Genomic DNA, 2,712 nt, shown 5'->3' on the forward strand with positions numbered 1-2,712 from the left:
CAGACCGATAGTGAGCCACACCCGCAAACCGGGTGGGCAGCCCAAAAGAGAGCGACCCGCCGAGCACCTAGACCGAGTCTGGCCAGACACCGGCCCTGCCGAAAGTCTCTAGTAGCCCAGAATGACGCGGTCCCCTGCTGACCGCCGTGTGTTGATTCTGGAGGGGATAAACGTGCTCTCGATTTAGTGCAACTTAATGAAGTGGCTAGAGGACGTTCGGAATCTCCACGGGCGTCGTTGGTCTCCCGTCTGCCGCCTTCTGACCCTCGACTGTCTCGATCATCGAGATTAGGTACAGGAACGCAGCGCGCGCCACCGACAGCGCCTGAGTGAGTGTCTCGATCATCAGCTTGAGCGATATGGTCTGCGTCGCACCGGTGCTCTCCAGGTCTCGCAAACCGTGGTGCACAAGCACGAACCGGTGCGTACCCGCGTGGCGCACCTCTTGGGCATGGGCATAGATCCCCTCGTCGACCATGTCGTAGGCGAGTTCTGCCATGGAGAGTGTTGCGTACTGCAAGCCAGGGAGAGACAGGAGATCCTCCCGAATTTGTGTGCGGTGTTTCGGATCCTGGAACCAGAACCGCCGGAAGGTGATGTATTTCGGATCGTCGCCTAGTTCGAGGTGCTCGTTTAGCGCCACGGCGGTCTTGTCCAACATGTCTAGCGCGGCTCGGTGGGCCAAAACGAGCGACGACGAGACTGTTCCGTATAAGGCATAGTTGAGCGTGTCCGCATAGACGCCGGAATCGTGAGTCTCTTGTCCCCAACCTCCGGTTAGACGTATGGACTGGATCGCATCGAACGCTAGACGTCGCGCGACGAGGTAGTCGGCCTTGAGCAGGTTTATGAGAGAGAAGATGGTCGGCGTGTCGACCTGACCAACGGGAGTCGTAACGGAACGAACGGTCGCGGTGTCCCAGCGCCCTTCATCGGTCGAAGTGCCTAGACCCTCTAGCGAGGCCGCGAGGGCGAGTCGGTTCTCTACGATCCACTGCTGATAGTCATCGTCGAGTTGGCCATCATGTCTGAAAGGTTCATCACTACCGAGCGGTTCCATGGCGTCGAATTTCGCAGCAGCGTGCTCGCCCGCGACCTCGACTGTTCGATCTCGGTTGGCCTTTGCTAAGGCGAGATAGTGGTCGTAAAGCGAACAAAGATGACCCTCGAAGTCCCAGCCTGACGAGATTGCGCGCTGGATGAGCACAGCAGCGTTCCCGGCGGCATTGCCGTTTGTCGGATCAGCAGCGAGCGCTCGGACGTATGCGTCGTATGCCTCTATCCAACGCCCGGAGTGATCGAGCGTGTTGGCCAAGTTGCACAACGCCATGCCTGCCGTCAGTCCATCTTCGTCGAGCTCGGCGGCCAGGGCGAATCCCGACCGAATCTGCCTAAGCCGGTCGCGCTGCTCCCAACGCGCCTTCACACTTTCTGCTGCGTCGTACGCCTGCCCCTCCGCGGGAAGGGTGTGAGCGTCAGCTGCACATAGTTGGCTATTCGCGAGGTTGTACCTCGCGTTGGCCTCGATAGGACTACCGACCAAGTGTTCGCTGCCGGCAGATCGAGTCATCCAGAGTTCACCGAGCGCAAGCAGTTCAACGTCAGAGAGGCGCTCGGCAGCGTTAACCAGCACGGAGGCCGCGTTCATCAGCACTTGTGCTTCGATCGCTGAATCGATCTCAACGTCGAAGCCACCTAGTTCCTCAACGACCGTCTGAACTATCGCGTTGGCAACTCGCTCCGGATCCTCATCCAACCTCTCGGATAGGTAGGCGGCGACCTGATCGATCTTCCGAAGTGAGTCCTCATTCATGTGCTCAAGTCTGTCTCAGACGTCGAGAGGGATTCGTCGGAACACGTCCGGATACACGAAACGACAACCGAATCGCGAATCCCATCGAGAACGCCCTGCGTCAATCCGCCGCGTTCCGGCTGCCCAGTTGGGCGACCCTGCTGTAGTGAGTCGGACGATAGCTCAGCTCATCGGCAAACTGAACCTCCTCGCTTGCCCTAGTGGGCGGCGACCGTCTTGACGAAGACGGCTCGAGCGAACTCCCAACCCTGCTCGATCTCTCGGGGCGAGCGCCCGGCCTCGTAATAACTCACGTACCCGTCAGGCAGCTGCTCACTTCGAAGTGAGTACGTGTATCTCTCGCCTTCTGATGGAGAGTTCAGCAACCACGGCTGGACGAGGTAGATGCCGGGCACCTCGTAGCCAGGAGCGTAAATGGTCGGCGTAGTGAGCACATCGGACAGATCAGGGATCTCGCGTGTCAGGTCCAGTGGAGGATCCTCGTACTCAAGAGGGATAGTGAGAATCCCGCCAAGCTGGGGCACCGTTCTGCGCGCTGTGTTCACCGCCAGCTGCAGACAACTCAGCGCCGTCTGAGCGCCCAGCTCTGGGGAGGGATCGAGCAGGTCAGCGATGTCGATCTGGGCGTAACCGGACTCCCCAAGTTCGACCAGAGCCGTCGCCACCCACGACGTGACTACTGACTCCGTATCGACGTCCATTCACTCATTCAATCAGTCGGCGCGGATTGCCCACGTCGATTCACCCACCGAGGTACCCGCCAGCTGGGCCCTGCGACGCTCCTATGCTTCGTCAAGCCGCTGCGGGGCCGTTTTCGAGTAGTCGGTAGAGGTCGCGGGCGACGTAGCGGGCTAGGCAGCGTTTGATCTCTCGGTTGGTTTTGCCTTCGGCGGTGCGTC

The 2,712-nt window shown here is 59.8% G+C and carries 2 protein-coding genes; both read right to left on the reverse strand.

All coding sequences use genetic code 11. The annotated features are described in order from the left end of the window. Positions 1-205 precede the first annotated feature (205 nt). Entirely contained in the window at positions 206-1,813 is a 1,608-nt protein-coding gene (locus tag BOSE46_RS21360) for an LA2681 family HEPN domain-containing protein (RefSeq protein WP_159543126.1), read from the reverse strand. 197 nt (positions 1,814-2,010) lie between these two features. Then, on the reverse strand, positions 2,011-2,514 hold the full coding sequence (locus BOSE46_RS21365) for a hypothetical protein (protein WP_159543129.1): 504 nt from the start codon (positions 2,512-2,514) through the stop codon (positions 2,011-2,013). Positions 2,515-2,712 lie beyond the last annotated feature (198 nt).

It is taken from the genome of Aeromicrobium sp. 9AM (assembly GCF_902506105.1).
Taxonomy (GTDB): domain Bacteria; phylum Actinomycetota; class Actinomycetes; order Propionibacteriales; family Nocardioidaceae; genus Aeromicrobium.